This window comes from Massilia timonae CCUG 45783, from assembly GCF_000315425.1.
In the GTDB taxonomy this organism is placed as follows: domain Bacteria; phylum Pseudomonadota; class Gammaproteobacteria; order Burkholderiales; family Burkholderiaceae_D; genus Telluria; species Telluria timonae.
On record NZ_JH992923.1, the window covers coordinates 1,125,669 to 1,149,003 of the forward strand.

Here is a 23,335-nt window from a genome sequence, read left to right on the forward strand (position 1 = left end):
GTTCATGATAGTCCTTTTCGCGAAGGTTGGCCGAGAGCGCCACGATATGGCCGCTCACGCCCGGCCCTTGCCGGCCACGGTCCTGTCCAGGACAGCGCGTATCGTGCGCCCGGTCGATATTTGTGGCCAGGTGACATAGAATCACCCGGCATTCGTACCTGATTCAGATGTCCACGGAAAGTGCACACCTGCGCCCGCTGGACCGCGGAGTACCTGCCATGCTCATCCCCCAAGCCCGCGTCGCCCCCGCCGCGAACCAGGAGGCGCCGGCGGTCCTGCTGGTCAATGACGACCCGGGCGCGCTGTTCGCCCTGCGCAGCGTGCTTGGCGACCTCGACGCCGACCTCGTCACCGCCAGCTCCGGCGAACAGGCCCTGCTGCGCCTGCTCAAGCAGGATTTCTGCGTCATCCTCATGGACGTCAAGATGGCCGGCCTGGACGGCTTCGAGACCGCGCGCCTGGTGCGTGCCCGGCCGCGCTCGCGCGCCACGCCGATCGTGTTCCTGACTTCGCACCGCGCGAGCGACCTCGATCGCAGCCGCGGCTTCGAGGTCGGCGCGAGCGACTACGTGTTCATGCCGGTGGCGCCCGAAGTGCTCAAGGCGAAGGTTCAGGCTTTCCTCGATGGCGCGCCCGAGCGGCGCCCCGTGCGCGCCCTGGCGCCCGGGGCGCACGGCGAGGCGCCGGACGCCGGCATCGAACGCCTGATCCTCGAGCACGCGGGCGACTACGTCGCGCTGCTCGACCCTGCCGGGGCCTGGCTGTACACCAGCCCCAGCTACCGCGCCGAGTTCGGCGCCGCCGTCGGCCCCGGCGCGCGCTACCTGGAGATCGTGCAGGTGGACGATCGCGAGCGGGTGCGCGCCCTGGTCGAGCACCCGCCCGCCGGCGAATCCCACTGGCGCCTGCAGTACCGCGTGCTGGGCCGCAGCGAGCGGTATTTCGAATCCGACGCCAGCCTGATCCGCGCGCCGAACGGCGCCGTCTCGCAACTGGTGCTGATCTCGCGCGACATCACCGAGCGCAAGGAAATGGAGGCCTACGTGCTGCACCAGTCCTTCCACGACAGCCTGACCGGCCTGCCGAACCGGCTCTTGCTGCTCGACCGCCTGGGCCAGGCCACGGCCCAGCGCGAACGCCAGCGCGCCCAGGTCGCGGTGCTGTTTCTCGACCTCGACCATTTCAAGGAAGTCAACGACACCCTCGGCCACGCCGCCGGCGACCGCCTGCTGCAGGTGGTGGCCGAGCGCCTGGCCGCCAGCGTGCGCGAGGGCGATACGGTGGCGCGGGTCGGCGGCGACGAGTTCGTGGTGATGCTGGTCGAGCTGCACCAGCTGGCCGACGCAGCGCTGGTGGCCGAGAAGATCATCTCCGCCGTCTCGGAAGCCTGCCAGATCGAGGGCAGCGAGCTGCACATCGTGCCCAGCATCGGGATGGCCATCTTTCCCGGCGACGGCGGCGACCCCGACACGCTGCTGCGCAACGCCGACATCGCGATGTACCACGCCAAGCGCGACGGCGGCGCCCACTACTGCTTCTTCACGGCGCAGATGCAGGAGGTGGCCAGCCACCGCCTGGCGCTCGGCAGCGCGCTGCAGCGCGCGATCCGCAACGACGAGTTCGTGATGCACTACCAGCCGAAGGTGCAGGCCGCCAGCGGCGCCATCATCGGCTTCGAGGCCCTGATCCGCTGGCCGCAGGCCGACGGGGCCACGATCTCGCCCAGCCAGTTCATCCCGATCGCCGAGGAAACCGGGCGCATCGACCCGATCGGCGCCTGGGCGATCCGCCAGGTGGCGGCCGAGCTGCAGCGCTGGACCGGGCTCGGCTTCGCCGACGTCCCGATCGCGGTCAATGTCTCGGCGCTGCAGTTCCGGCGCGAGGACGTAGCGCGCTGCCTGGGCGCCGCGGTGGACGCGGCGCGCATCGAGCCGGCCATGCTCGAGGTCGAGCTGACCGAATCGGGCGTGATGAGCAACCCGGCCCAGGCGATCGAGACCCTGCACCAGATCCACGCGCTGGGCATGACGATCGCGATCGACGACTTCGGCACCGGCTACTCTTCGCTCGCCTACCTGAAGCGCTTTCCGATCGACAAGCTCAAGATCGACGCCTCCTTCGTGCGCGACATCGCCACCGACCCCAGCGACGCCGCGATCGTGCTGGCCATCATCGGCCTGGCCCACGTGCTCGAGCTGACCGTGATCGCCGAAGGGGTCGAAACCCGGGAACAGGTGGACTTCCTGGTCGCCCACGGCTGCGACGAATTGCAGGGGAACTACTTCAGCGCCGCGGTTTCCAACGAAGATGCGGTCGGCCTGCTCAGGCGCGGACCGTTCCGCATCGAGGCCACCGGGGAACACGATGACAACCGAGCAGGCGGCGCCTGAGCGCCGCGTCAAGGCGCGTCGCACGCCGGGCCGGCGTGCGCTCGACGCCGCCGCCCACGAACGCCGCGGCGGGCGCGCCGGGGCCGGCATCGGCATCAGCGCGCCCGACGGCGCGGGCGGCGCGCCGTCCCAGGCGCTGCTGCTGGACGCGCTGATGGCCTTGCGCGCGGGCGACTTCAGCGTGCGCCTGCCGCACGACTGGACCGGCATCGACGGCAAGATCGCCGACGCCGTCAACGACATCGTCGCCACCCACGGCAAGCTGGCCGGCGCGGTCGAGCAGGTGTCGGTGGCGGTCGGTATCGAGGGCCGCCTGGGCCAGCGCATGATGCTCGACAAGACCGACGGCGCCTGGGGCGACGAGGTCGACGCCATCAATTCGATGATCGACAACCTGGTGCAGCCGGTGCGCGAGGTCGGCCGGGTGATCGGCGCCGTCGCGCGCGGCGTGCTCACCGAGAGCATGCTGCTCGAGATCGAAGGCCGTCCGCTGCGCGGCGAATTCCTCAGGAACGCCAATACGATCAACACCATGCTCGACCAGCTCAACAATTTCTCGAGCGAGGTGTCGCGGGTGGCGCGCGAAGTCGGCACCGACGGCAAGCTGGGCGGCCAGGCCCAGGTCGAGGGCGCCTCGGGCGTGTGGCGCGACCTCACCGACAACGTCAACCGCATGGCCAGCAACCTCACCGGCCAGGTGCGCAATATCGCCGAAGTGACCACCGCCGTGGCCGAGGGCGACCTGTCGCGCAAGATCACGGTCGACGTCAGCGGCGAGATCCTGCGCCTGAAGGACACCATCAACCTGATGGTGGACCAGCTGAACGGCTTCGCGGGTGAAGTCACGCGGGTGGCGCGCGAGGTCGGCCTTGAAGGCAAGCTGGGGGGCCAGGCCGAGGTCAAGGACGTGGGCGGCGTATGGAAAGACCTGACCGACAGCGTCAACGCCATGGCCAGCAACGTCACCGGCCAGGTGCGCAACATCGCCGAGGTGACCACCGCCGTGGCGCGCGGCGACCTGTCGCGCAAGATCACAACCGACGCCCGCGGCGAGGTGCTCGAGCTGAAGAACACGGTCAACATCATGGTCGACCAGCTCAACGCCTTTTGCAGCGAGGTGACGCGGGTGGCGCGCGAGGTCGGCACCGAGGGCAAACTGGGCGGCCAGGCCGAGGTGAAGGACGTGTCGGGCGTGTGGAAGGACCTGACCGACAGCGTCAACGCCATGGCCGGCAACCTGACGGTGCAGCTGCGCGACGTGTCGAAGGTCGCCACGGCGATCGCCAACGGCGACCTGGGACGCAAGATCACGGTCGAGGTCCAGGGCGAGATCCTGCAGATCAAGGACGTCATCAACGTGATGGTCGACCAGCTCAAGAGCTTCTCGGGCGAGGTCACGCGGGTGGCGGTCGAAGTCGGCACCGAGGGCCGGCTCGGCGGCCAGGCCGAGGTCGAGGGCGTGTCGGGCGTATGGAAGAACCTGACCGACAGCGTCAACCTGATGGCCAGCAATCTCACCGACCAGGTGCGCAACATCGCCACCGTCACCACCGCGGTGGCCAACGGCGACCTGTCGAAGACCATCACGGTCGACGTCCATGGCGAAGTGCTGCAGCTCAAGCAGACCATCAACACCATGGTCGACCAATTGCGCGGCTTCGCCGGCGAAGTCACGCGGGTGGCGCGCGAGGTCGGCACCGAGGGGCGCCTGGGCGGCCAGGCCTACGTGCCGGCGGTGGCCGGCGTGTGGAAGGACCTCACCGACAACGTGAACCTGATGGCCAGCAACCTGACCGGCCAGGTGCGCAATATCGCCACCGTCACCACGGCGGTGGCCAACGGCGACCTGTCGCGCAAGATCACGGTGGACGTGCAGGGCGAGATCCTGGAGCTGAAAAACACCGTCAACATCATGGTCGACCAGCTCAACGCCTTCTGCGCCGAAGTCACGCGCGTCGCGCGCGAGGTGGGCACCGAGGGCCGGCTGGGCGGCCAGGCCCAGGTCAAGGGCGTGTCGGGCGTGTGGAAGGACCTGACCGACAGCGTCAACCTGATGGCCGCCAACCTGACCGACCAGGTGCGCGGCATGGCCAAGGTGGTGACCGGGGTCGCCGTCGGCAACCTGAAGCAGAAGATGGTGGTGCCGGCCAAGGGCGAGGTGGCGGCGCTGGCCGACACCATCAACGACATGGTCGACACGCTGGCCACCTTCAGCGACCAGGTGACGCGGGTGGCGCGCGAGGTGGGCGTCGAGGGCCGCCTGGGCGGCCAGGCGACCGTGCCCGGCGCCGCCGGCAGCTGGCGCGACCTGGTCGACAACGTCAACGAGCTGGCCGCCAACCTGTCGACCCAGGTGCGCGCGATCGGCGAAGTGGCGACCGCCGTCACCAAGGGCGACCTCGGGCGCTCGATCGCGGTGGCGGCGCGCGGCGAGGTGGCCGACCTGAAGGACAACGTCAACCAGATGATCCGCAACCTCAAGCAGACCACCGAGCGCAACACCGAGCAGGACTGGCTCAAGACCAACCTGGCGCGCCTGAACCGCATGCTGCAGGGCCAGCGCGACATCATGACGGTCTCGCGCATGCTGCTGTCGGAGCTCGCGCCGCTGGTCGCGGCCCAGCACGCGGTGCTGTACCTGATGCAGGCGCCGCGCCACGGCAAGGCGGCGCCGGGCGCCGCAGGTTCCACTCCCATGCTCACCCTGATGGCCAGCTTCGGCTACCAGGAGCGCAAGAACCTGTCGCGCGAGTGGCGCGTCGGCGAAGGCCTGGTGGGCCAGGCCGCCTTCGAGAAGCAGCGCATCCTGGTCGCCAACCTGCCTGACGACTACATTCAGATCGTGTCCGGGCTGGGCCAGGCCAGCCCGCGCAATATCGTGCTGCTGCCGATCCTGTTCGAGGGCCAGGTGAAGGCGGTGATCGAGCTGGCCTCGTTCGAGGCGTTTCAGGCGATCCACCTGAACTTCCTGGACCAGCTGTCGGACGGCCTGGGCATCGTGTTCAATTCGATCGAGACGGCGTCCGGCACCGAAATGCTGCTGCGCCAGCAGGCGCAGAAGCTCGAAAACGAATTCAAGTCGCAGCAGACCGAACTCAAGGACATCAACGCCGAGCTGGAACGCAAGGCGCACCAGCTGGCCGACCAGAATACCGAGGTCGAAGCCAAGAACCGCCAGATCGAGGAAGCCCGCCGCAGCCTGCAAGAGAAGGCCGAGCAGCTGTCGCTGACCTCGCGCTACAAGTCCGAATTTCTGGCCAATATGTCACACGAGCTCAGGTCGCCCCTGAACAGCCTGCTCCTGCTGGCCGAGCAGCTGCGCCTGAACCGCGAGCGCAACCTGAGCGACAGGCAGATCGAGATGGTGAAGGTGATGTATTCGTCGGGCCGCGACCTGCTGAACGTGATCAACGACATCCTCGACCTGTCGAAGATCGAGGCCGGCAGCGTCGCGCTCGACCTCACCGACGTCGCGCCGGCCGCGCTGGCGGCCGACCTGGAGAAAAGCATGCGTTACCAGTTCGAGGCCAAGGGGCTGGCGTTCCGGATCGACTTCGCGCCCGACCTGCCGCCGCTGCTGCGCACCGACGGCCAGCGCGTCAAGCAGTTGCTGACCAACCTGTTGTCCAACGCCCTGAAGTTCACCTCGAAGGGCGGCGTGACGCTGGCGGCGCGCATCGCCGGCAGCGGCTGGACGCGCGACCAGCCGGCGCTGGAACATGCGCCGCGGGTGGTGGCCTTCAGCGTCACCGACACCGGCATCGGCATCCCGCTGGACAAGCGCCAGATGATCTTCGAGGCCTTCCAGCAGGCCGACGCCAGCACCTCGCGGCGCTACGGCGGCACCGGCCTGGGCCTGGCGATCAGCCGCGAGATCGCGCGCCTGCTCGACGGCGAACTGAGCGTGGAGAGCGAGGAAGGCGTGGGCAGCACCTTAACCTTCTTCCTGCCGCAGCAGGCCCCGGGGACCGCTGCGCCGGATGGCGACGCCATCCGCCAGCGCCTGAACCATCGCATGCGCAATGGCGGCAACGGCAACAACAGCGCGCCCGCCGGCCAGGCCAACGGCGCCTCCGCCGCAGCGTTCCCGCATGCGCCGGCGCCTCAGAGCGCCCCGCTGCTGCTGGTGATCGAGGACGACCCGGTGTTCGCGCGCACGCTGCAGGACATGGCGCGCGAGCGCGGCTTCGACACGCTGGTCGCGGACAACGGCGAGGACGGCTTCATGCTGGCCCAGCGCAACCGGCCGGATGCGATCACGCTCGACCTCGAGCTGCCCGACACCGACGGCTGGGACGTCGCCGACCGCCTCAAGGCCGACCACGCGACGCGCGCCATTCCGGTGCACGTGATCTCGGTGCGCGACCGGCCCGGACGCGGCGCACGGCACGGCGTGGCCAGCTACACCACCAAGCCGGCCGACCTGGCGACGCTGGCCCAGGTGTTCGCCGACCTGACCGCCCAGCTGGCGCCGCCGATCCGGGTCCTGCTGCTGGTCGCCGACAACCGCGCCCGCCGGGAGGCGATCAGCCAGGTGCTGGCCGGGCCAGGACGGGCGCTCGACCTGGTCGCCGACGCCGCGGCGGCGCTGGCCGCGCTGGAGCGGCATGCCTATCAGGGCATCGTGATCGACGTCGACCTGGCTGGCGCGAACGGCATGGATTTGCTGCGCAAGATGCGCGGCGATCCGGTCCTGGCGCACATCCCGGCCGTGCTGTACGCCGAGCGCGTGCTCGATCCCGCCACGCTCGAGCAGGTAGCCGAGCTGGATGCGGCGGTGCTCGGCCATGACGGACAGTCGCTGGCCGAGAAGACGGCAGCGGTATCCGCCTTCCTGGAACGGATCAGGGAAGACGTCGAGGCTTCCGCACCCGACCCGGCCGCACGCCCGGAGGCCGCCGAGATCCTGCACGGCAAGTGCGCGCTGATCGTCGACGACGACGTGCGCAACCTGTTCGCGCTGACCGGGATGCTCGAGAACGCCGGCATGATGGTCAATGCGGTCGAATCGGGCAAGGAGGCGCTCAGGCAGCTCGACATCCATCCCGGCATCGACATCGTCCTCATGGACATCATGATGCCGGACCTGGACGGTTACGAGACCACGCGCCGGATTCGCGCCGATCCCCGCTTCGCCCACCTGCCCATCATTGCCCTCACGGCCAAGGCGATGCTGGAGGATCGCGCCAAGTGCCTGGCGGCGGGGGCGTCGGATTATGCGTCGAAGCCGGTGGATAGCGGGCAGTTGCTGGCGCAGCTGGGGGTGTGGCTGGATCGGCAGGCGGTGGACCGGGAGTAGGCAGTCTTTCGAACCCGCGTCCCCTGGTGCTGGCGGTCCCGGCAGCTGCGCGCCGTCAACCCGGGAATCCGAAAGCCGGCTATGCTCTTCCGACTATCAAGTCGGTCGGCCGTTCGAACGCATTGGGATCCTGGTGAGCAACCATGCCGAAGCTTATTCCTGGGGCAGCATTCATGTTGATGTTCGGCCTGGGCGCCGTGGGCGCCATCGAATCGCGGTACACCACCGTCCTGGACAATTTTGCAGCTGGCAACAAGGCAGATAAGGACACCATCAGGATGCGCATTACCATCGCAGGCGACGCGCAGCAGCCCGAGCGGAACGTGCGTATCGGCGATATCCTGTTATGTTCCCGCTCGGCATGCTACCGGGCCCGCACTTCCGGTATCGTCGCTGTCGAAAGCACATCCCGAGGCGTTGCCGAAGTCGTGGCCGATGTGAAACTACCGTTTACAACAGTGACGGATATCTATTTCACCGATGTGGCAGGGATGTCGACCGTCCAAGGCCACCTGAAACTGGAGACGCCGCTCGCGGTCGAAAAAGGATTCCAGGGGCTCGAGCTCATGATCGCCGTGCGCAGGCTGGCATGGCCCGGGCGAACGCGGTATGTTCCGACCGCGGCCGCCAGCATGTATTTCCATCCCGAAGGCCATGTAGTGCGTTACCTGCCGACCGTGCGCACAGTGGCCGCATTACCCTTTGGCGCAACCTTGATCATTCCCGCCGGCGCGCTCGCCAAGCTACAGGTCTTCCATATCGGTGTCAGTGATACTGGCGATGTCTTTCCGATGATAGATATTTATCCGTATATAAAGCTACGCAAGGCAGCGACTGTCCAGGCCATGGCGTTTGCGGGACGCAGTTCCCGCCGTGGTCAGATGGTAGTCCCGGCAGCGATGGGCCCGGCCGAAGGGATGGCCATCCCGGCCCAGCTTGACGCAAGCAGGACGGCAAGGATTTCCCTGATGCAAACCATGTTGGTCAGACCCGGGGCGCTGGAAGGGTTTTAAGCAGCCCGGAATATCGCTGTGGCAACGCGATCGACGCGGCACTGGCGGCGCCGGCGCGCTACCGGATCATCATGGGCACGCGCAGGGAACGCCTGCCGGCATGCCCAATGTCTCGGCGGTCGCGATCGTCATCGATACCGGCAGCCCGAACGAGAACGGCACCATCGACACCAGGCTCCGATAGCTCACCGGATCGCAGTCATCCGCGCTGGCTGTCTGGCATACGCGCACGCGCACCAGCCGTATGCAGCCTTCACTGTAAGGATCGCCGAGACAGTTCGCAAAATTGGCGGCCGGGCTTGCGGGCAGCGATCCGGATGGAATTGCCACCATGGTCATCACCCCACCGCTGCGCTGAATCCACATGTAGTCGATGATGATGTGCGTGTCGGTGACCGGCTGTGCGAACAGCAGGAATCCTGGCGAGTCGCGGAAGATGGCGCGCTGACGTACCGCTTGCATGGCTGCGGCATTGCTGAAGTCGGTATTCGTCGCAAGCGCGGCCGCACGACGCGTCACCTCCTGCAGTGTATTGATGACGTACATCGCGCGCGACATTTCGACCATACCGAAGAACAGCAGAAAGAAGACGATGCTCACGACCGAGAACTCGACGGCAGCAACGCCCTGCTGCTTCCTGCTGCGCGTCGGCCTCGTGCGGCGCTGCTCAATTACCCGCATAGCGCACCGTGACGTCTGCGGTCAGGAGCAGCCCGTCTTCGCCGAAGAGCGGGGCGGTGACGAATCCAAAGATATCGTCACGAACACGTATCTGGACGGCCACACGTACCGTGGATGGAATGCTCAATCCACCACAGATCAGACCATCACACAGGACCGACGGCGTCACCCCGACCAGGCCGGGCCTGATCTCATCGAGCTCGGCGTTGACAATCGCCTTCGCGAGCGCCGCAACGGCGGGTTCCGCGCCGCCAGTGGAATCCTGAATTTCCATGCGGGTTGCCTGGGACATGAATCGTGCGCCGTCGTGGGCCGCCTTTTCAGCCACACTGTAGTACCAGAATATTCTTGCCATAAAAAGGGGAACCGCCAGGAACAGGATCAACACTGGAAGGATGATCGCCGCCTCGACAGCGACGCTGCCGGTCTGCGCACGCCGTGCGCCTCGGTTGAATCGTGCTTTCATGGATAAAGCCTCACTCGCGTACGTAACGTCTGTTCATCCGCCAGGCCGGCGAACTCGGCGTACAGATGGGTATCGTCGGCCTTCACGGTCATGAAGAATCTGCCGATTCCCTTCACCGTCGCACGCCCCCCCGATACGGGACACGAGAGCAAGGGAATATTGAGCACCCGCCGGTCGCGCACGCCAGCGTTGACGGGAGCCAGACCATACGTCGCGCCGCCGGCCGTATAAGGGGGCGATGACGGATAACTGGACTTGGCGGTTGGCTCGCCTGGGGTGTACAGGTCTTTCCAGCTCGATGTGGGGAAGGCGGCGTAGCCTCCTGACGGCATGGGATCGGCAAACCGGACTGCCCTGGCATAAGACCAGAGCGGGCCATACTGCGCGCCACTCGTCCCGGCCGGCGATGGATAAGGCCCCGCCACGGTCCAGCGCTTGTGATTGTCGTGGTCCTCATACAATACCGACGCCTGGGCCTGTGGTGTGGTCGTCATCCACGGCACGCTGCCATCATTGAACTTGTAAGGTTTGATGTTCCTGTCGGGCGGCGCGGTGCTGGGGGTGCATGGCGCGGTATATTCATCGAAGCGCGAATTGAATTGTTGGTAGTATTCGCTGAGGGCGAATGGCGACTGCACCGAGACCTTTCCTCCCGATATGCGCGCCATCCCCATCATCCCGGTGCAGACGGACGGCGCGACCGTATTGAAGTCGGCCGCCGCCGACGACGCGGCGCCGGGGCCGACGAACGGATGGATCAGGAAGGTCTGCCCTGCACCCGCCGATTCGGGGTTCAGTTGCATGAGGTCATAGCCGACACCGCGCCGAAAACCGTATTCTTCCAGCTCGCCATTCCGGTTACGCTTCTCATCATCGTGCATTGCACATATCCCGAATGGCATGACGCCGATCGCAGTCGGGCCAGCCACGGCACGTGCGCTTGTCGAGGTCACGGTATCGCCGGACGCGACAACTGGCAGAAACAGGGTCTCCACTTGCCCGTAATCCGGATCCAGTCCCGCGGTATCGATGCGGACGTACAGAAGGCCGTTGGGTGCGCTTCTCGCCGCTGCCTCGCCACTCGTGAGCCATGGACCATCAGGTGAAGCCCCGAATCTGATGGCGTCGTCGGACCAGTCCATCGCTGCCGCCAGGTAGCCATAACTGGGGCCGCCGTACATGACGGGTATCGCAAACAGCGAGGCTGCCTTCTGTGCCGCCTTGGTCAGGCCAGCTCTGGTGCCGTCCAGCTCGATCGCGGCGCTCACCGCAGCGGCGTCGGCGGCGCTCTGGAGTTCCATCTTCCGGTTGTAAACGCGGGATAGGTCCAGTGCCAGGCTGCAGAACCCGCATATGATGATGATGGCTGCAACGCCCATGATTCCTATTGCGCCATGCTCGCGGCCCGGACGCCTGAAAGCCACGGGACTAGCGCGTCGCATGCGGGGCGTGCCTCTGTTGATGCCCATGCTGCCTCCTCCGGAATCCACACGCCTTCGAAACACGTATCAGCAAGTCTATTAGTCCTTAGACTATGCAAATTGATTTCTAGCAGTTGGCGCGGGATTTCTGGGAATCGGCATTACCGAATTGCCGGCTGGCGCCGCGTATCGGCCAGCTCGCGCTCCACACCTTGGTCGGGCCTGGGCGCTGGGCGGCATCGCGCTCTTGCTGGCGTACCCAGCGGCGCAATGTCTCCGGGGTGCAGCCGATCCTCATCGCTTGCTTTTTTCAAATTGGAGTTTCCACAAGACTTGGGGCGATTTACATCGACGCTGCTTGATCATGCACGCATTCATCATGAATATGTGGCAGGATCGTCATTGGTATAGACCAGGTTACACAGCCTTCATGTCCATCATCTGCAACTGATCGGAACCAGCCATGAGTCAAATTACTCATACCGTAGGCAAACGGACATATACCTTTGCCGACCTGCGCGAACTCCTGGCCAGGGCAAGCCCGGCACGCTCGGGAGACCATCTGGCTGGCGTCGCGGCCGGCAGTGCGGAAGAACGCGTGGCCGCGCAGATGGCCCTGGCCTCTCTCCCTCTCACGACCTTCCTGAACGAGGCCGTCGTGCCCTACGAGACGGACGAAGTGACTCGCCTGATCCTCGACGAGCACGATGCCGGCGCTTTCCAGCGCATCCGCCACCTGACTGTCGGCGACTTTCGCAACTGGCTGCTGGGCGATGACGCCGACACGGCAACCCTGAGCCAGATCGCCCCGGGAGTCACACCGGAGATGGCCGCCGCCGTGTCGAAGATCATGCGAATCCAGGACCTGGTGCTGGTCGCGCGCAAATGCCGGTCGGTCACGCGGTTTCGCAACACGATCGGCCTGCCGGGAACGCTGTCGACGCGCCTGCAGCCGAACCATCCGACCGATGACGCGTTCGGCATTGCAGCCAGCCTGCTCGACGGTCTTCTTTACGGCAATGGCGATGCCGTCATCGGCATCAACCCGGCCACGGACAACGTGCAGCAGGCGATCCGCATCGTCGGGATGCTCGATGAGATCATCGCCCGTTACCAGGTTCCGACACAGTCGTGCGTGCTGACCCACGTGACCAACACGATCGCGGCCATCGAACGGGGCGCGCCGGTAGACCTGGTATTCCAGTCGATCGCCGGCACCCAGGCCGCGAACGCCAGTTTCGGCATCGACCTCAAGCTGCTGGCCGAAGCGCAGGCGGCCGCCCTGTCACTGGGGCGGGGCACGGTCGGCGACAACGTGATGTACTTCGAGACCGGCCAGGGAAGCGCGCTGTCGGCCAACGCCAGCCACGGCCTCGACCAGCAGACCTGCGAGGCGCGCGCCTATGCCGTGGCGCGCAAGTTCAAGCCGCTGCTGGTGAACACCGTCGTCGGGTTCATGGGACCGGAATACCTTTATGATGGCAAGCAGATCATCCGCGCAGGACTGGAAGACCACTTCTGCGCCAAACTGCTGGGCCTGCCCATGGGCTGCGACGTGTGCTACACGAACCATGCCGAGGCGGACCAGGACGACATGGACGTGCTGCTGACGATGCTCGGTGTGGCTGGCTGCACGTTCGTGATGGGCATTCCCGGCTCGGACGACATCATGCTGAACTACCAGACGACCTCGTTCCATGATGCGTTGTACGCGCGGCGGGCGCTCGGTCTTGCGCCGGCGCCGGAATTCCATGTGTGGCTGCGCGACATGGGCATTTTTGCGGGCGATGGCGAAGTCGCGCTGGGCCGCAGCTTGCCGGCGCCATTCCAGCGCGCGCTGTCGCGCATTACCTGAGGTGAACACGATGTCGGAGACCGTCATCCCCAACCCCTGGCAGGCACTGCGCCAGTTCACGGCCGCGCGCATTGCGCTCGGCCACACCGGCGTCAGCCAACCCACGTCCGCCCAGCTCGATTTCCAGCTGGCGCACGCGCGCGCGCGCGATGCCGTGCACCTGGCGCTCGACACCGATACGCTGAGTCGGGCGATCGAGACCGCATGGCCGGAAGCGGGCCTGTGCAAGGTACTGCACAGCGCCGCTGCCAACCGCAACGTGTACCTGCAACGGCCCGACCTCGGGCGGCGGCTGGCACCGGAGGCGAGCGCGGCCCTTGCCGCCACGCGCGATCCCTCTGTCGAAGGCCGTCCCTACGACGTCGCGTTCGTCATCACGGACGGCCTTTCCGCGCTGGCAGTCGCACAGAACGCCGCGCCATTCTTGCAGCTGCTGCGCACGCGACTGCTCGCACAGCGCTGGGCAGTCGCACCGCCATCCGTTGTTCTACAGGGCCGCGTGGCGGTCGGTGACGAGGTGGGAGAACTGCTCGGCGCCAAGATCGTTGTCGTCCTGATCGGCGAGCGTCCAGGCTTGAGTTCGCCCGACAGCATGGGCCTGTACATCACGTGGGCGCCGGCCGTCGGCCTGACTGACGAACGGCGCAACTGCATCTCGAACGTACGGCCGGCGGGGCAACCCTATGACGAGGCCGCGGCGCGGCTCCATTACCTGCTGTCCGAAGCGCGCCGGCGGGAGCTGACCGGCGTGGGGCTCAAGGACGAAACCATTGGAACGGTTGCGCTCGATGGCGAGCTAAAGCCCAATTTCCTGCTCTAATCACTGCGTCATCGCGAGGATTGCTCGCGGAAGCGGGGACGTTGGCAGCGTCGACGCAAGCGCGATCCCAGATGATCTGATGGCGCGCGCGCAGCCGTCACAGGTCGGCCTCCTGGACGCGCTGTCACACTGAGCTTGCATTCGTGGGACCGGGACCGGCGCGTCAGCACACTGCCGCAACCTGGGCCGCGCGGCAAATATTCCCACGGTATCCCAATCTTCAAAACACGCAAAAATACCTGTCAGGGTCGCGCGATCATCGAGACGCGCCCCCTCCTCTTACCGATCTATGGCGGCTCGACAGATGCGTTGCCGCAAGCAAACAAAGGTACTCGAGAAAAAAGCGCTCGCGCCGTGGTACAGGTCCGTCCAGAAAGACAGGGCGGTCACACGTCATCCACTTTTCCTGTCCTTGACCAATCATGAAGGCTGTTTCGATCGCGGATTCATCTTGCCCTATGCGTATAAATGTTTTCCGAAATTAATGTATGCGTGTGGCGCCTTGAAATTTCTTATGCATACAGATTAATACAATTTCAAATAACTTATCGGTATAAGATTTATTTGACAATTCTTGATCGGATACCAGACATTAATTTTCGCGGCCGCGATTTCCTTCAATACCCTTCTGTTGCTCAGTGATAATTCGCTGCCCGGATTGCTGTTGAAATGGTCCTCGTCGAAAGGTTAGCCGATGCGTTGTAGAGTTGTAGATTCGTTCATTCATTTTTTATCTTAGGAATAAACCAACCATGGTCCGAAAATTAATAATGGCCTTCACGGCCGCCCTGTTAACAAATTCCGCAATGGCTGCGACAATCGACTTTGAGTCTCAGGATGGTGGCTACGGATACTACGACTACAGCTTTCTTGAAGATGGATTCAAAGTTAGTTATTCAGCGATCGATCCATTCGGATTTTATCTTATGGATAACCCCGCTGACCATTTAGGCATGTGCGGCACCGGCTGCGCTTCAAATGGAACGACTGCATTCTATGGTTTTAATGGGAGTAGTATCACCTTCAATCTCGAGAACAAAGGCTTGTTCTCCTTCACATCATTGGATGTCGCCCAGACCTTTCTTGGCTACGGTCGTCCCTTGACCCTGACGCTCACTGCGATGGGGCTTAATGCACCTCGTTATACACAAGTCCGCCAGCCTCACCACGCCGGCTGAAAATCCCGTTTACTTTCAATGACTTGCCAGCGCCCTTGTAAACCTTTGCAAAATCGCGTTTACTCTCGTCTTTTGCGTGGCGCAATTGGCGAGCAAATCGAAGGGATGGACCGATTCGGAGTTTGAGCAACTCGACCTGGGCGACGCGCGCCTGAACCGGCGAGCGAGGACACTGATGGAAACAATGGCGGGGGCACCGACGGCGAGCGTGCCAAAGGCCTGTAACGGCTGGGGTGAGACGATGGCCGCGTATCGCTTCTTCGACAATGACGGCGTCGACTGGCGGGCAATCCTGGAGCCGCACTGGCAGCAAACGGAACAGCGAATGGCCGAGCAGTCGGTGGTGCTGTGTCTGCAGGACACGACCGAACTGGACTTTAACGGACAGCAGGCGCGCGGCCTCGGACCGCTCAGCTATGAAGCGCAGCGCGGCATGTACGTCCACCCCACCTACGCGGTGACGACGGCGCGCGAGCCGCTGGGGATCCTGGACGTGTGGATGTGGGCGCGCGCGCTGCGCGACACCAACGGCCAGCGCGGCGGCCCCAAGGAAAGCCTGCGCTGGATCGAAGGCTACGAAAGACTGGCGGAACTGGCACCGCGCCTGCCCGCCACGCGCTTGGTGTATGTGGCCGACCGCGAGCCGGACATGCTGCCCTGGATGGCGCGGGCGCAGCAGCTCGACTGCCCGGTGGACTGGCTGGTGCGCGCCGCGCACAACCGCTGCTTGCCCAACAGCGAGAAGCTGTGGCCGCATGCCACGGAAGGCGCGCCGCTGGGGGAAATCGAGTTCGCGCTGGCCGCGCGGCCGGGCGCCAAGGCGCGCATCGTGCGCCAGCAGCTGTGGGCACGCCGGGTCGAACTGAACGCGGGCAAGGGCAAGGTGGTGACCGCCACATGCATCGTGGCGCGTGAACACGGCGCTCCGGCCGGCGTCAAGCCGATCGAATGGCGCCTGCTGACGAACCGGGTCGCCACCAGCGCGGCCGAGGTGGCCGAATTGATCGACTGGTATCGCGCCCGCTGGGAAATTGAAATGCTGTTCAATGTGCTCAAGAACGGCTGCAAGGTCGAGGAACTTCAGCTGGGCACGATCGAGCGCATCGAGCGCGCACTGGCGCTGTACTTGGTCGTAGCCTGGCGCATTGCCTATCTGGTACGCATGGGCCGTACCTGCCCGAACCTGGATGCCCACTTGTTCTTTGATCCCGATGAGATACGCGGCGCCTACTTGCTCAACAAATTACGCCCCCAGCCCAACCCGGCGTTAAACGAAGTAATACGCTTGATCGCCCGCGCGGGCGGCTTCTTGGGCCGAAAAGGTGATGGCGAACCTGGTGCCAAGACCCTCTGGGAAGGGCTGCGCGACGTGCGCGCCTCAGCTCTCACCCTTCAAGCACTACGCGAACTTGGAGACTGACGAGTTGTGTATAACGAGGTGGGCTTAATGGCGTCGTAACGAACACGATCTTCGTGGAAGAGAATCTGGCTGAATCATTTTCAAATTTTAACTTTAAAGACTTTGTCAACATTTCGTCACTGACGATCACCGGCGGACAAGAATTCCCGGAGTTTGCGATTGATAATGTCGTCCTCTCTCCCGCAGAGGTTCCAGAACCCGCATCCTGGGCAACGCTGATTGCCGGCCTTGGAATCATTCGCTCAGTTCGCCGCCGGCGCTTGCCCAGTGGCCTCGCCCGATAGAATCGTTGTTCGGTAAATAATATCGAGCTCCGCATTCCTCAGGCTCGCGCGCCAAAGCCAGCTGTCCAGTCTTGCTTGGTCATTGACCCGTTTGACGTACAGCTGCATTCTGGACGAAATAGGCCTCACGCCGTGCGAATGCGAACCATGCAGAAGCCAAGTTGGACGTTTGCCATTACACTGCCGGCTTCTACGACTGCGAGTGCTCGCATTCTGTATCGGGCAATCCGCCGCCCGGCGTCCAGGAACGCAAAATGGCAGAGGAAGGACATATCGTCGTGTCTGAAATTACTTGACCTCCACAGTTCAAGAATGTCTACAATTGTCATGACGATTCACACGTCTCAATATCCTGGCTTAACGCGGAATCCAGCTAGCATTGACAATAGTCACCGGTACCTGTGCGTCGCCGTCTATCGGCTGACCCTGGCTACCGTTGCAATGAACTGATCAAAATCAACCGGTTTTCGAATATGCGTCTCGAATCCTGCGGAGAGCGCATGGCTCACATCGGTGGGGCGGGTGAAGCCGCTCAGTGCGATCGCCGGGGTGCTTGCAGTGGCTTGCAATGTACGGAGCGCCGCCAGTAAAGCGTATCCATCCATCTCCGGCATGCCAATGTCCGAAATAATCAAATGAAAGGTTTCTGCGGCGCCATCCACAAGTTCCAAGGCCTGGGAAGGGCCAGGTGCCGATGTCACTTGCGCCCCTTCGGTTTCCAACAGCGCCGCAAGCGCTTCGACCGTCTCGGTGGCATCGTCTACGAGCAGGATACGCTTGCCGACCAGGCCTCCTGTTTTCAAGGTATCGGTCGACGGCAGCGATGACTGCGGGTTCGTAACTGGAAAATAGATGCGGAACGTGGCGCCAAGCCCCACTCCCTTGGACTCGGCCTCTACCCTGCCCCCGTGACTGTCGATAAGCTCTTTGACGAGCGCCAAGCCAATACCCATGCCCCCGTACTGCCGAGCGGTACCGTTGTTCCCTTGACGGAACATGTCAAATATATGGGGAAGGATATGGGGAAGGAGTTCTGGGGCAATTCCGCTTCCGGTGTCCGTGACCTCGATGCATGCTACATCATCGAATTCACGTCGAACCTGCACGCGCACTGTTCCACCCTGTGGGGTGAATTTCAATGCATTGCTCAGCAAGTTCCACACGATCTGCTCAATCCTGACAACGTCGCCTTGGATGATCAGCTCGCCAGTACAGACATCGGTGTGAAGCGTCAGTTTTTTTTGCTTCGCCTCGTCTTCCATCAGTTTGACGACCTGGCTTACACTTTCCGCGAGGTCGAGCTGCGAATATGTCAGGGTCAGCTTGCCAGTGTGCAAGCGCGACAGGTCCATCAAGTCATCGATGATCCGCGCTTGCCCCTTCACCATGCGCTTGATCGTGTCAGTCCCGCGCGCGACCACAGGAAGCGCGGCGGCCTCGGGAAGACGGCTCAGCATTTCCGCGGTCAGCTGAATCAGATTCAGCGGTTGTTTGAGCTCGTGGGAGAGCACGGCAAAGAATTCATCACGCACTCGCGCAGCCTCCTCGGCCCGGATTCTTTCCTGTTTTTCCGATTCCAGCCTGGCATCCTGCTGATCGTGCCGCCATTTGGAATCGGTCATGTCCCGGGCAATCTTGACGAAACCGCCGATTTCGTCGTCCACCAAAGGCGAGGTAATACCACTGCAGAAGACGCGCGTGCCATTGCGACGCACATGCCAGCGGTCGTCCTCGGAACGGCCGTCCATTCTTGCACGGTGCAGTTCTTCAGTGAATATGCCGGCATCGCGGTCTTCGGGCGTGTACAGAATATCGCCGCCATGGCCGACGATATAGGATGCAGGATAGCCGAACATCCGCTCGGCACCACCGTTCCAGCTGGTAATGATGCCATCGTTGTTCATCGTGGTAATCGCATAGTCGCGGGTGCTGGCTGCAATGAGGCGCATCTGTCGCTCACTGCCAAGCAGCCTTTCTTCGGCCAGCTTGCGACGGGAAATATCGATGAACGACAACACCAGCCCCTCGATCCTGTCTTCCGCCGTGCGGTAAGGCAAAAGGCGGGCGATGTACCACGTGCCATCGGTCGTGCCGCGCACTTCACGCTCGACCGGCTGCAGCGTGGAGAACACTTGTTCTATGTCGCTTTCCATTGAGGGATAATCCAGCCGACAATTTATATCGAGGATAGAACGTTCGATATCGGCGCTGATCAGGTTGAACAGTCGCGTGCAGGGCTTCGAATAACGCTTGATGTTAAGGTTGCGGCCGATAAAAAGGATCGCGATTTCGGTTGCCGAAAGAAAGTTCTGCAGGTCGTCGTTGGAGCCTGTCAGAATTTCTGTGTGGAACGGGGTCATGAAATAATCCCGAAAGGACTGTTCCATGACCGAAGTGATGACCACCAAGAAGCCCAAAAAACAGAAAGCAGCGTACCCGTTTCCCGTTGAGCTGATCGACCAGTTGCTGGCCCAGGTTGAGAACAAGGACGCCGAGTCGATCCTTGGCGAATCGGGCCTCGCCGGGCAGCTCAAAAAAATGCTGGCCGAGCGTATGTTGTCGGCCGAGTTGAACCACCACCTGGCCAACGAGGAAGACGGCAGCAGAAACCACCGCAACGGTAGCAGCCCGAAGAAGGTCTTGACGCCAGGCGGGGAGCTCCACCTGGACATTCCGCGCGATCGTCTGTCGAGCTTCGAGCCCAAACTGGTGGCCAAACATCAGCGCCGGATGTCGGGCTTCGACGATCACGTTATCAGCATGTACGCTCGTGGTATGAGCGTGCGCGAGATTCAGGCGCATTTGCTGGAGTTGTACGGCACCGAGGTGTCGCCAGACCTGATTTCGACCATCACCGACGAAGTGCTCGAGGAGGTCGCGCAGTGGCAGCAGCGGCCGCTCGAGGCGATGTATCCGATCGTGTATTTCGACGCGTTGCGCCTGAAGATCCGGGACGAAGGCACGGTCAAGAACAAGGCCGTATATCTGGCCTTGGGCATTCGTGCCGACGGCCGCAAGGAAGTGCTGGGTCTGTGGATCGAACAGACCGAAGGCGCCAAATTCTGGCTGAAGGTTTTCAACGAACTCAAGAACCGCGGACTGGACGATATCCTGATCGCCGTCGTCGATGGCCTGCGCGGCTTCCCGGAGGCCATCGAGGCCGTTTATCCGCAAGCGCAGATCCAGACGTGCATCGTGCACCTGATCCGCAATTCGACGACGCTTGCGGCCTGGAAGGACCGGAAGGAACTGGCAGCGGCGCTCAAGCCGATCTACCACGCTGCCAACGCCGAGCTGGCCGAAGCGGCGCTGGATGCCTTTGCAGAAGGCCCATGGGGCACCAAGTTTCCGACCGTGGCCGCGATGTGGCGGCGCCAGTGGCAGCAGGTGATTCCGTTCTTTGCCTACCCACCTGAAGTGCGCACGATCATCTACACGACCAACGCTATTGAAAGCCTGCATATGCGTCTGCGGAAGATCGTCAAGAACCGTGGTCACTTCCCCAGCGACGAAGCCGCGACCAAGTTATTGTTCCTGGCCTTGCGCAATATCGAGAAAGATTGGAAGATGCCACAGCGTACCTGGAAGCAGGCTGCCAACCAGTTCGCCATCATGTTCGGCGAGCGCTTCACGAACGCGATTATCTAACTACGAATTCTGGCCCCGCACACAGAATTTCTGACAGGTCCCGTCGTTGGATTTCGCCGTCTCGTCGACCTTCATCTTCAATTCGGTGTTGACGGTAATGAGTTCCTCGTTAATCGACTGCAATTCTTCCTTGCTGGTTTCGAGTTCCTCAGCAGTCGAACGCAACTCCTCATTGCTCGCCTGCAACTCCTCATTCGATCCTTTCAGATCCTCCAGTGTCGTTTCATATTGTTCGATCGCGGAATGCAAGTGTTCCTTCGTCTGCTTTAATTCCTGTTCAAGGTGCAATGCAACGACGTTGTCGCCATTCTGTAGACCGGATGGACTGGTGTCGATCGAACTCTCGCGTTCCTCGAATACCAGCAGCATGACGCCTGTAGCGGCATCGCGGTCGCGAGCGGGATGGATGTTGATGCGGACGAAAATTTCAGCATTCCCATCACGTATCGACATGAAGCGCGTCTGCACATCCACGTGATTCTGTGTCGCCTGGAACAAGGCGGCGCGAAATTCCAGCTGCAGATCTGGATGCAGGGTCGCCATGATGTCGTGCGAGGGCTCGCCGCCTGAATGGCGAAGGAATCTCCAGGCTTGTTTCGTGGCATAGATGATCTGGTGGCTCCGGTCGAGGAGTACGCCGGGAGGGCCAGAGATTTCCACGAGCTTACGGTATAAGTCTTGCGGAGAGACGCGCTGCTGGTCCGTGCTGTTTGTCGTCGCCTTGGCGGGTACGCCTTCGGGTCTACCGACGAGGAGCGGCACGTGAAACGCCCGTTCCGGCCGAGCGTTTACGGGCCGATAAATACGGTTTTTCTTGTCGACTGGAGTGAAATAACGTGCGACGGCCTCTGCCGACTCGGCCGTACCCAGAAACAGATAGCCGTTCGGACGCAAGGCGTAATGCAGAATTTCCATCACCTTGGTCTGGATATCCCGATCGAGATAGATCAGCAGGTTGCGACAAGATATCAGGTGCAACTGCGAAAATGGGGGATCCCGCAAGATGTTGTGGATCGCAAACAGCACCTTTTCCCGTATCTCCCGTTTCACGCACAAATGCTCATCCTGTCGGTCGAAATATTGCCGCAGCCGGGAAGGGGTGACATCGGTAACGATCGATCCGGGATACCTGCCGGTGCGTGCCGCGGCAATAGCGCGCTCGTCGATGTCGGACGCAAATACCTGTACTGGCCTGGGTGTGGCCAACAAGCTGTTCTGGTCGGCGAAAAGCATGGCGATCGAGTAGGCCTCTTCGCCGGTAGCGCATCCCACCGACCAGGCACGGACTTGTTCCGTCTCCTTCACCTCCTCGAAAATATGTGGAATGACATCGCGCTCCAACGCGTCAAAAGCGATGCGGTCGCGAAAGAAATTCGTGACGCTGATGAGCATGTCTTGGAGTAATGCTGCCGCTTCCTCGCTGTGCTCTTCGAGGTAACGCCGGTAGGCGACGACATCGGCCAGGCCGCGAACCTGGAGCCGCCTTTCGATCCTGCGCAGGACGGTTGCACGTTTATAGTGTTTGAAATCGTGGCCCGTTCGCTGGTGCAGCAGCTGCAGAATGTCGCGCAGTGCAAGTTCTGCTTGCTGTGCGTGTGCTTCGGCACTATCGATGTAAACGCTCCGCTCCAGATGTCCTGCCGTAGGCAGCTGCAGTACGCGTGCGTTACGGCCTAATTCGAGCAACTTCTGCGGCATCTCGCTTGCCGGCAATACCACGTCGACCGTCCCCCTTTCCAGCGCACTGCGCGGCATGCTGTCGTATTCGGCATCGTCGGGTGACTGGACGAATGTCATGCCCCCCTTTTCCTTGATTCTTGCAATGCCGACTGCACCATCGGAGCCTGCCCCCGACAGAATGACGCCGATTGCCCGTTCCCGATGTACTTCGGCAAGGGTGCGAAAGAACATGTCGATGGCAACATGGCGGCCGCGAGGACGCGCGGCCGAGACGACCTGCAGCGAGCCGTCGTTCATCAATAAATCCAGCGCCGGCGAGATGAGATAGACATGGCCAGCCTCGATGGGCGTGACTTCCGTGACCTGAGTGACCGGCATCCTGGTTTTCGCTTGCAGGATCTTGTCGAGATTGCTTTCGTGCTTTGGCGAAAGGTGGAGGACGACGACGAATGCCATGCCGTTTTCGGCTGGCATTGCCTCAAGAAAGCGGCTCAGCGCCTCGATCCCCCCCGCGGAGGCGCCAATGCCGACAACGGGAAACTCCAGCGTGCTCGGGATGAAATCGCGATCAGGTGGAGGGAATTCCAACACTTTACGTTCGTTATCGTTCATGGAAATACTCACATTGGCCTTTGGGTCAAGGAACGAGCATAACGCGTTTTTTATGTGAAATCCGTGCGGGCGCCGATTAAATATTTGGTGGCGGGCGGTGCTTTGCCTTCACTTGACCATGTACCTGGTTCCATCGAGATCCCCAATTTTTCCGTGCGCGCGCAGTCAAAGATGCGAGTGCCTTGGCACGCCGGATACGTTCTCGACGAAGATCTCAAATGGATGCCGAACCTGTACGCATGTTGTTGCCACAAGTCCTGTCCATATGCCTGCGCCACAAGGCCGCCAAGGTCGATATGCTGCGCTACGATATAGATCGGGTTCAGACTCGTATCCAGGCGAACATCCGTTTCCGACCATGCAGAATGAAGGCGCTCGATCTGCGGCAACAGCCATCGGATTCTGAACGCCCGATTGGGCGTCACGGTCGGCACGGCGCCAGCATCATACCGTCAGTCAGTTGATTATTATTAATTTGACAATTAATGAGGCGTTGTTATACTGGGTTTATTCCATCAGTCAACGGTTGCGGCGTAGTCGATGCCCGCCAGTCCACCAGCAATACCAG

Annotated in this window: 15 protein-coding genes; 9 read left to right on the plus strand and 6 right to left on the minus strand. The window is 62.5% G+C overall.

Annotated features, from left to right (window positions below):
* Window positions 1-218: 218 nt before the first annotated feature.
* The 3 genes from HMPREF9710_RS14810 (at window position 219) to HMPREF9710_RS14820 (ending at window position 8,702) form a co-directional block, all read left to right on the plus strand.
* Entirely contained in the window at window positions 219-2,390 is a 2,172-nt protein-coding gene (locus tag HMPREF9710_RS14810) for a putative bifunctional diguanylate cyclase/phosphodiesterase (RefSeq protein ID WP_005667568.1), read from the plus strand.
* Window positions 2,365-7,689, plus strand: a complete 5,325-nt coding sequence (locus tag HMPREF9710_RS14815; protein WP_005667571.1) for a HAMP domain-containing protein — start codon at window positions 2,365-2,367, stop codon at window positions 7,687-7,689. The genes HMPREF9710_RS14810 and HMPREF9710_RS14815 overlap by 26 nt, the downstream gene beginning before the upstream one ends.
* Before the next feature lie 143 nt (window positions 7,690-7,832).
* Window positions 7,833-8,702: a hypothetical protein gene (locus tag HMPREF9710_RS14820; protein WP_040776313.1), complete on the plus strand. Its 870-nt coding sequence runs from the start codon at window positions 7,833-7,835 to the stop codon at window positions 8,700-8,702.
* Window positions 8,703-8,771: 69 nt separating this feature from the next.
* On the opposite strand, the gene HMPREF9710_RS14825 is transcribed toward HMPREF9710_RS14820, so the two are convergent.
* From HMPREF9710_RS14825 to HMPREF9710_RS14835, 3 genes are read right to left on the minus strand one after another with little or no spacing between them, the layout of a single operon-like run.
* A complete protein-coding gene (locus HMPREF9710_RS14825) occupies window positions 8,772-9,383 on the minus strand; it encodes a TadE/TadG family type IV pilus assembly protein (RefSeq protein WP_040776316.1) in 612 nt (203 codons plus the stop codon).
* The gene (locus HMPREF9710_RS26625) at window positions 9,370-9,849 is read right to left on the minus strand and encodes a TadE/TadG family type IV pilus assembly protein (RefSeq protein WP_005667577.1); all 480 of its coding nucleotides are present in this window, start codon (window positions 9,847-9,849) and stop codon (window positions 9,370-9,372) included. Before HMPREF9710_RS26625 ends, HMPREF9710_RS14825 begins: the two co-directional genes overlap by 14 nt.
* Window positions 9,846-11,318, minus strand: a complete 1,473-nt coding sequence (locus HMPREF9710_RS14835; protein WP_005667579.1) for a pilus assembly protein TadG-related protein — start codon at window positions 11,316-11,318, stop codon at window positions 9,846-9,848. Before HMPREF9710_RS14835 ends, HMPREF9710_RS26625 begins: the two co-directional genes overlap by 4 nt.
* 415 nt (window positions 11,319-11,733) lie before the next feature.
* On the opposite strand from HMPREF9710_RS14835, the gene HMPREF9710_RS14840 reads away from it, so the two are divergent.
* From HMPREF9710_RS14840 to HMPREF9710_RS27160, 5 genes are all read left to right on the plus strand, one after another.
* Window positions 11,734-13,125, plus strand: a complete 1,392-nt coding sequence (locus HMPREF9710_RS14840) for an ethanolamine ammonia-lyase subunit EutB (RefSeq protein WP_005667581.1) — start codon at window positions 11,734-11,736, stop codon at window positions 13,123-13,125.
* 10 nt (window positions 13,126-13,135) lie between these two features.
* A complete protein-coding gene (gene eutC / locus HMPREF9710_RS14845; RefSeq protein ID WP_005667583.1) occupies window positions 13,136-13,945 on the plus strand; it encodes an ethanolamine ammonia-lyase subunit EutC in 810 nt (269 codons plus the stop codon).
* 770 nt (window positions 13,946-14,715) lie between these two features.
* Complete coding sequence (locus HMPREF9710_RS27945) at window positions 14,716-15,123, plus strand: hypothetical protein (protein ID WP_157225575.1); 408 nt, start codon at window positions 14,716-14,718, stop codon at window positions 15,121-15,123.
* Window positions 15,124-15,208: 85 nt separating this feature from the next.
* Window positions 15,209-16,543, plus strand: a complete 1,335-nt coding sequence (locus HMPREF9710_RS14850) for an IS4 family transposase (protein WP_040776319.1) — start codon at window positions 15,209-15,211, stop codon at window positions 16,541-16,543.
* Between the two features lie 53 nt (window positions 16,544-16,596).
* Window positions 16,597-16,827 (plus strand): PEP-CTERM sorting domain-containing protein, encoded by a 231-nt coding sequence (locus HMPREF9710_RS27160; protein WP_218918201.1) that lies wholly within the window; start codon window positions 16,597-16,599, stop codon window positions 16,825-16,827.
* Between the two features lie 413 nt (window positions 16,828-17,240).
* On the opposite strand, the gene HMPREF9710_RS14855 is transcribed toward HMPREF9710_RS27160, so the two are convergent.
* Window positions 17,241-19,187 (minus strand): PAS domain-containing hybrid sensor histidine kinase/response regulator, encoded by a 1,947-nt coding sequence (locus HMPREF9710_RS14855; RefSeq protein WP_005667588.1) that lies wholly within the window; start codon window positions 19,185-19,187, stop codon window positions 17,241-17,243.
* A 37-nt stretch (window positions 19,188-19,224) separates the two neighbouring features.
* On the opposite strand from HMPREF9710_RS14855, the gene HMPREF9710_RS14860 reads away from it, so the two are divergent.
* On the plus strand, window positions 19,225-20,475 hold the full coding sequence (locus HMPREF9710_RS14860) for an IS256 family transposase (protein ID WP_157225494.1): 1,251 nt from the start codon (window positions 19,225-19,227) through the stop codon (window positions 20,473-20,475).
* Here HMPREF9710_RS14860 and HMPREF9710_RS14865 read toward each other — a convergent pair whose 3' ends face one another.
* On the minus strand, window positions 20,476-22,767 hold the full coding sequence (locus HMPREF9710_RS14865; RefSeq protein WP_005667591.1) for a chemotaxis protein CheB: 2,292 nt from the start codon (window positions 22,765-22,767) through the stop codon (window positions 20,476-20,478). It abuts the gene before it with no gap.
* A gap of 50 nt (window positions 22,768-22,817) precedes the next feature.
* Entirely contained in the window at window positions 22,818-23,156 is a 339-nt protein-coding gene (locus tag HMPREF9710_RS27950; protein WP_157225576.1) for a hypothetical protein, read from the minus strand.
* Window positions 23,157-23,335 lie beyond the last annotated feature (179 nt).